This window comes from Frisingicoccus sp. (genome assembly GCA_016298055.1).
Taxonomy (GTDB): Bacteria; Bacillota; Clostridia; order Lachnospirales; family Lachnospiraceae; genus Frisingicoccus.
Genome location: JAEDDO010000094.1, coordinates 1 through 7,092 on the forward strand (window position 1 = coordinate 1; position 7,092 = coordinate 7,092).

The window sequence follows — 7,092 nt, forward strand, 5'->3', positions numbered from 1 at the left end:
AGAGATAAGGTGGTTTTATCATGGATATACGATTATCGCTGACTCAAAATCAGATATTATCTCAGAAAATGATACAGTCCATGGAAATACTTCAGATGAGCTGCCAGGAGTTGAATGAATATATTAAAGAAGTTTCATTGGAAAATCCGGTCGTTGACATAGAGGAAGGATACGAGATGCCGGATAAGGCTTCGGATCTGGTGCGAAAGCTGGAGTGGCTGGATTCACTTGATGAGAGAAACCGTATATATTCCAGACAGGAATACGGAGAAGATTCTGAAGATAAACAGTTGATGGATTACAGTGAAAATGTAGGGGAGGAATTGTCTCAGTATTTATTGCATCAGTTATTGACACAGGATCTGACGGATCTTCAATATGATGTGATTCATTTTATGGTGTATTCACTGGACTCTAAAGGTTATATGGAAGAAGATCTTGCAGATATTGCCAGACGGTTCGATACGGATGTGGATTTTGTTGAAGAACAGCTTAAACTGCTTCAGACGCTGGATCCACCGGGAGTATGCGCGAGAAATTTAAGGGAGTGTCTGCTCATACAGCTGGATCGGGAGAAAGAACCGGATATGACAGCCAGAAAGATTGTATCCGATCATCTGGAATTACTGGCAAAAAACCAGCTTCATGTTATCAGCAGGAAGATGAAACGTCCGATAGAGGAGGTAAGCGATGCCTGTGCACATATAAGGGAATTAAATCCGAAGCCGGGCAGTGGTTTTGATGCCAGAGGAAATTTAAAATACATTACGCCGGATGTGACCGTTGTCAAACTGGCTGATTATTATGAGATACTTTTAAATGAATATACATATCCGAGAGTAGGCATCAATCATTTTTACAGGCAGGTCCTTGAAGGGGGAACTTCAAAGGAAACTGAGAATTATATTGCAGATAAGATACGTCAGGCCGAATGGATACAGAGCTGCATCGGTCAGAGAAATACGACATTAATGCGGGTATCCAAATGTATTGTGGATTATCAGGAGCCTTTCTTTAAGCTGGGGACAGGCCATATGAAGCCGCTCAGACTGCAGGATGTGGCGGAGATGATGGGGGTACACGAATCAACAGTCAGCCGGGCGATTCGGGATAAATATCTTCAGTGTGCCTGGGGAATTTTTCCGATGAATTATTTCTTTTCTAAAAGCATTCCTTCAAAAAACGGCGGGGACAAGATTACGACAGAACAGGTGAAAAAAGGCATCATGGATATCATTGATGAGGAAGACAAGAAGAAGCCTTTCTCTGACAGAGTCATCACAGAACGTCTTGTGGAACGGGGCGTGAAGATCAGCAGGAGAACTGTCGCAAAATATCGTGAAGAGATGGGTATCAAAGATGCCGGAGGACGAAAAGAATTTTAGGTTTAAATGGGGGAAGTATATGAAATATAAGATTTTTGAGTATGATCCATTATTGGAACAGTATTATGAGGATGATTTTGATCTTCGAATGAACAATTTTGCCAGAAAAAAAAGTGAACTTCTGAAAGAAAGCGAGACTCTGGCCGACTTTGCAAACGGATATGAGATTTATGGATTTCATAAGACAGAGGATGGATGGTATTACCGGGAATGGGCACCGGGAGCAGACAAGATGTATCTGACAGGTGATTTTAATGACTGGGATAGACACAATCATCCAATGAAGAAAAAGGACGGAGGCGTTTTTGAAATCTTTCTTCCGGGAAAGGATGCTTTAAAGAATGGCCAGCGTGTGATGGCGATCGTTGAACATGATGGGAAAGAGCTGGATCGTATTCCTTTATATGCGGATTATGTGGTGCAGGATCCGGTGACGACCGGATGGAGTGCAGCCATTCATGATGCAGAAGAACCTTTCCGGTGGACAGACGCTAAATTTAAGCCGGAAAAGACCCTCTACATTTACGAATGTCATGTGGGTATGGCCCAGGAAGAACCGAAAGTCGGTACATATACAGAATTTAAGGAGAATGTGCTTCCGAGAGTGAAGGCACTGGGATATAATACGATTCAGGTCATGGCGATCATGGAACATCCTTACTATGCGTCCTTCGGATATCAGGTGACCAACTTCTTTGCACCATCTTCAAGATTCGGAACACCTGAAGAATTAAAGGATATGATCAATGCGGCACATCAGATGGGCATTGCCGTCCTTCTCGATGTTGTCCATTCCCATGCGTCGAAAAATACGCGTGAAGGTATTAATGAATTTGACGGTACATCCTATCAGTTTTTCCATGAGGGACCAAGAGGATATCATGCCGCATGGGATACAAAGTGCTTTAATTACGGAAAAAATGAAGTCATTCATTTCCTTCTGTCCAATTTAAAATACTGGCAGACCCAGTTCCATTTTGACGGTTTCCGCTTTGACGGCGTGACTTCCATGCTCTACCGTGATCATGGTCTTGGAACCAGCTTTACGGATTACGATAAGTATTTCTCAATGAATACGGATACAGAGGCGGTCACATATCTTCAGCTTGCCAATGAGATGATACGTCAGGTCAATCCGAATGCGATCACGATCGCGGAGGATACATCGGCACTTCCGGGACTTTGTATTCCGATTGAAGAAGGCGGTGTTGGATTTGACTACAGACTGGCCATGGGTGAGCCGGATATGTGGATTAAAATTTTAAAAGAAACAAAAGATGAATTCTGGGATATGAGCAGTTTATGGAGAGAACTTACCGGACGCCGTCCAAAAGAAAAAGTCATCGGTTACTGTGAATCCCACGATCAGGCACTTGTAGGCGATAAGACGATCATGTTCCGCCTCTGTGATCAGGAGATGTACTGGTCCATGGCAAAAGATAAACATAGTATGGTGATCGACCGTGGTATGGCATTGCATAAGATGATTCGTCTCATTACGATGAGTCTTGGCGGAGAAAGTTACCTGACATTTATGGGAAATGAATTCGGACATCCGGAATGGATCGATTTCCCTAGAGAGGGTAATGGATGGAGCTATCATTATTGCCGAAGACAGTGGAGTCTGGCCGATAATCCGGATCTCAAATATCAGTATTTGAATGCTTTTGAGACAGCTATGATCAAAATGGCACGGAAGACCCGTCTGTTATCCGGAAAGATGCAGAATCTCTGGACACACCAGTCAGACAAGGTATTAATGTACCAGAGGGCAAAAACAGTGTTTGCCTTCAATTTTGATCCGACCCATTCTTTTGACGGATATTTTGTTCCGGTTACCGAAAAAGGGGATTATCAGGTTCTCATGGATACAGATGAGTTCCAGTTTGGCGGCCACGGTCGGATCGGACATCAGATCTATACGGCCGAAAAGCAGGAAGACGGACGTATTGGTTTTAAAGTATATCTTCCGAGCAGAACGGCGATCGTCTTTAAAAAAGTTCCTTCGAAAAAGAAGAAATAAATGCTGTAAAAGGTCCAGAGTGGGAACTCTGGACCTTTTGCGCGAAAACAGTTGATTTTTATAAAAACGTACAGGAGAAACAGATGAAAATTGAACGATTATATGAAGCAGACCCGTATATTAGAGAATTTGATGCGCGGGTCATGGCATGTGAACAGGTAAAGGATCAATATCGCATTTTACTTGACCGGACCGCTTTTTTTCCGGAAGGCGGCGGACAGCCGGGTGACAGGGGAATGATCGGTGAAGCACTTATTAAAGATACCCATGAAAAGGATGGCATGATCTGGCATTACGGAGATCGTATGTTAAATGTGGGGAGTGAAGTTCACGGAAAGATTGACTGGGATTTTCGTTTTTCAAATATGCAGAATCATGCGGGAGAGCATATTGTATCCGGCTTGATCCACGGTAAATATGGATATGATAATGTGGGCTTTCATATGGGAAGTGAGGCTGTGACGCTGGACATTAACGGAGAACTGACAAAGGAGCAGGTAAAAGAAATTGAAAAAGAGGCCAATGGGGCCATCGAAGCCAATATTCCGATACAGGTTTTTATTCCGGAGAAAAGGGTTCTGGAACAGATGGAATATCGAAGCAAGAAAGAATTGGACGGAGATGTCCGAATCGTGGAGATTTCGGGCTATGACCGGTGTGCCTGCTGCGGAACTCATCCTTTGAGGACGGGTGAGATACGTCTGATCAAAATTCTTTCCGTTCAGAATTACAAAGGCGGTGTCCGGATCGCTATGCTTGCAGGAAACCGGGCACTGGAAGATTATATGGATAAGCATGAGAGCGTTGTGGATATATCCCATCTTCTGTCATCAAAAACCGGAGAGATTACCGGAGCTGTCGAGCGGCTTTTAAAAGAAATCGGGGATCTTAAATATACGATGGTTCAGATGAAACGTGAAATCATGGAAAAAAAGGCGGAGGCTCAGGAGATTACCGGAAAGGCTGTATGCGTGGAGGAAAATGAATTTAAGGGTAATGAGCTGAGGGAATATGCCAACATGCTTTCCGAACGGGCAGAAAAAGTTCTCGCTGTGTCCGGCGGCACGGACAGTCAGAGACGCTATGTCCTTATAGACAAAAGGGGCGGTGCAAAAACACTGGGACAGGAGATACAGAAACTTTTTGGAGGTAAAGGCGGTGGTTCACCACAGATGATTCAGGGAACCATGTCCGGAAATTTTGAGGAAATAAAAGGATGGTTTGAACAGCATGCATAAAATCGTAGTTTTGGATGGATATACTTTAAACCCGGGAGACCTGTCCTGGAATGAACTTGAAAAGACGGGTGAAGTAAGAGTATATGACCGGACAGGGAAAGAAGATGTGGTGAAACGTATCGGTGACTGTGATATCGTGCTGACAAATAAGACGCTGATCACGAAAGAAGTTATAGAGTCCTGTCCGTCCATCCGTTATATCGGTTGTCTGTCCACCGGATATAATGTGGTTGATTTAAAGACTGCCGGTGAACGGGGCATTGTTGTTACCAATATTCCTGCCTATGGAACGGAGGCTGTTGCCCAGTTTACAATGGCACTGCTTCTTGAAATCACATCCAGGGTCGGAATGCATTCGGATGCAGTGAAAAATGGACAGTGGTCATCCTGTCCGGATTTTTGTTTCTGGAATACACCGATGTATGAATTGAACGGTAAGACAATAGGGATTGTCGGATTCGGAGCTATTGGCCAGTCTGTCGCCCGGAAAGCCGAGGCTTTCGGCATGGAAGTTTTAGCTTATCGCCGGACACCGGATGCTTCCCTTGAGACAGAACATTGCCATATGGCATCAATGGAGGAAATATACGAAAAATCAGACATTATCAGTCTGCATTGTCCTCTGACAGAAGACAATTATCAGATGATCAATAAAGATACCATTGATAAGATGAAAGATGGTGTCATTTTATTAAATACAGGAAGAGGCGGACTGCTCTGCGAAACGGATGTCAGGGAAGCACTTGACAGCGGAAAGATCCGTGCGGCCGGTGTGGATGTGGCCTCAACAGAACCGATTCGAAAAGATAATCCGCTTCTTAAGGCAAAAAATATATTTATTACACCTCATATTGCATGGGCACCCCGTGAGACAAGGCAGCGTCTGATGGACCAGATGAATCGAAATCTGAAAGCCTTTCTTAAAGGTGAACCTGTCAATCAGGTGCAGTGACGCATCAGGTAAAAATATCCGGTGCCTGATCGGATGGTGTGCGCAGATACACGTTGAATTGATTATTCAGATCGCATGTTGCCAGAAAAACATCCCGGACATCGGATACACCGTGAGTACTGAGCTGATGTTTGAGCCACCGTTCGTCTTTTCCGGAAGCCTTCAGATTTTTGGTCATGATATGGCCGTCAATGATAATATTTGCGACAAGAGAGTCGTTAATGGGCAGAACATGAAGATCTTTAGGAGTAGCGGGCCGGTACTCGCTCTTCGGGAGGAAGCTGATGCGTCCGTTTTCTTCAAGAATGGCCGATTCCAGTTGAGACAGGTCAAAATAACCGCTGACCCGGCACTGAGTCAGAAATTCATTCAGGTCGATTTTGGCTTTTCGGAAATTTTTTTCATAGAGCTTGTCTTTGTTCAGGAGTACAATAGGTTTGCCTGTGACAATCCGGCGAATACGGATGGATTTGGAACTTCCCCAGGACAGAAGAATGACAGCGGCAGCATAAATGATCATGGCAGTCATGGGATAGAGAAAATTATCTTCCAGAGAGGTGGCCATTTCAGCGGCAATGCTTCCGATGGTAATGCTGTTTACATAGTCGAACATACTCATCTGGGAAAGCTGGCGATAACCCATGAGTCTGCATAATATAAGGAGTTCGACGATGGATCCTAAAGAAAGAGCTGCAATATATAAAATATTCATAAGAAAACTCCTTTTTTCTGAAGAACAGGTTTTATGGGAATAGTATGTGTTAAACTTTAAAAAAATATGTTAAAATAGGATAGAAACGATATGAAAATATATAAAAGACGGGATGATCTCTGGGCCGAGTGGGGCTTTGAAGATCAAAGGTCACCTGTGATCTCTGTTGTCGGTGCCGGGGGGAAGACGAGCCTGATCCGCGCGCTTTCTGCCAACTTAAATGACCGAAAAATTTCGCATATCATCATGACGACGACCCATATGTGGCCTATGGATTTTGGACCTTACGGTTTTCAGGCAGGCCAGGCAGGTAATGACGGAAAAGTGGGAAGTCCGAAAGAAGATGAGATACGTCGGATTTTTCAGAGAAAAGTTCCGGTCCTCATTGAATCGGATGGATCGAAAGGATTGCCCTGCAAGGCGCCGGAAGCGTGGGAACCGGTTCTTAGAGAAGAGACGACCCATGTGTTTGGTGTTTTGGGAATATCCTGCCTTGGAAAACCGGTGGGCGAGATATGTCATCGGCCGGATAAGGTGGCAGACATTTTAGAGTGCGGATGTGAACATCTTCTGACAGGAGGAGATCTGGCTCTTATAGCTTCTGATCGAAGGGGACTCCGAAAAAATGTGGATATATCCTGGAATTACAGAGTTATTTTAAATCAGGTGGATGACACTGACAATCTTGATCAGGCATCATTAGCTAAAAAGATCTTAGGAGAAAAAGGTATCAGGGCTTATCTTACATCTTTAAAATAAGAACAGAATGCAACAGCATCTAT

At 44.0% G+C, this 7,092-nt stretch carries 6 protein-coding genes; 5 read left to right on the forward strand and 1 reads right to left on the reverse strand.

Annotation, left to right across the window (positions count from 1 at the left end; translation table 11 throughout):
* Window positions 1-20 precede the first annotated feature (20 nt).
* The 4 genes from rpoN to QZZ35_RS07940 all read left to right on the forward strand — a co-directional run bounded on the left by rpoN (window position 21) and on the right by QZZ35_RS07940 (window position 5,598).
* Window positions 21-1,385, forward strand: a complete 1,365-nt coding sequence (rpoN, locus tag QZZ35_RS07925; RefSeq protein WP_291236911.1) for an RNA polymerase factor sigma-54 — start codon at window positions 21-23, stop codon at window positions 1,383-1,385.
* A gap of 19 nt (window positions 1,386-1,404) precedes the next feature.
* Window positions 1,405-3,408, forward strand: a complete 2,004-nt coding sequence (locus QZZ35_RS07930) for an alpha-amylase family glycosyl hydrolase (RefSeq protein WP_291236912.1) — start codon at window positions 1,405-1,407, stop codon at window positions 3,406-3,408.
* A gap of 83 nt (window positions 3,409-3,491) precedes the next feature.
* Complete coding sequence (locus QZZ35_RS07935; protein WP_291236913.1) at window positions 3,492-4,646, forward strand: alanyl-tRNA editing protein; 1,155 nt, start codon at window positions 3,492-3,494, stop codon at window positions 4,644-4,646.
* Window positions 4,639-5,598 carry a D-2-hydroxyacid dehydrogenase gene (locus QZZ35_RS07940; protein WP_291236914.1) on the forward strand — a complete coding sequence of 320 codons (960 nt, stop codon included), beginning with the start codon at window positions 4,639-4,641 and terminating at the stop codon, window positions 5,596-5,598. Before QZZ35_RS07935 ends, QZZ35_RS07940 begins: the two co-directional genes overlap by 8 nt.
* 4 nt (window positions 5,599-5,602) lie before the next feature.
* On the opposite strand, the gene QZZ35_RS07945 is transcribed toward QZZ35_RS07940, so the two are convergent.
* Entirely contained in the window at window positions 5,603-6,310 is a 708-nt protein-coding gene (locus tag QZZ35_RS07945) for a DUF421 domain-containing protein (protein ID WP_291236915.1), read from the reverse strand.
* A 90-nt stretch (window positions 6,311-6,400) separates the two neighbouring features.
* On the opposite strand from QZZ35_RS07945, the gene yqeC reads away from it, so the two are divergent.
* Window positions 6,401-7,069, forward strand: a complete 669-nt coding sequence (gene yqeC / locus QZZ35_RS07950; RefSeq protein WP_291236916.1) for a selenium cofactor biosynthesis protein YqeC — start codon at window positions 6,401-6,403, stop codon at window positions 7,067-7,069.
* Window positions 7,070-7,092: the final 23 nt, after the last annotated feature.